Source organism: Achromobacter sp. SIMBA_011 (genome assembly GCF_046535435.1).
In the GTDB taxonomy this organism is placed as follows: domain Bacteria; phylum Pseudomonadota; class Gammaproteobacteria; order Burkholderiales; family Burkholderiaceae_B; genus Achromobacter; species Achromobacter dolens.
The window spans coordinates 1-272 of sequence record NZ_JAWRWN010000454.1 but is presented as its reverse complement, the minus strand read 5'-3'; the positions used below and the strand labels follow the sequence as shown (position 1 = coordinate 272).

Sequence of the window (272 nt, the reverse complement as noted above, 5' to 3'; positions counted from 1 at the left end):
ATGCGCTTCACTGCCAGAAAGCAATTCAAGAGGCAGTGCACCCTCGTTGGCGGTCCGAGTGAGCATGATACGAACCACATCTGACACCGTGAGGCCCATGCTTTCAAGCACCGCAGAAGCGCGATCTCGGACTTCGGCATCAATACGTGTTTGAACAAGTGCATTTGCGGCCAATGAACCGCACCGGGTTTGCCGGATGTCAATCAGCACCGAACATTCACCCCTCCACACATGCGACATTGAACTGCCGCCACATCATATATCCCTCGGGC

Annotated in this window: 1 protein-coding gene; it reads right to left on the bottom strand. The window is 54.8% G+C overall.

The window, feature by feature from the left end:
- Positions 1 to 174 (bottom strand): type II toxin-antitoxin system RelB/DinJ family antitoxin (locus tag SB816_RS31690; RefSeq protein WP_410548207.1); only part of this gene is annotated, 174 nt, incomplete at its 3' end.
- Between the last annotated feature and the right edge of the window lie 98 nt (positions 175 to 272).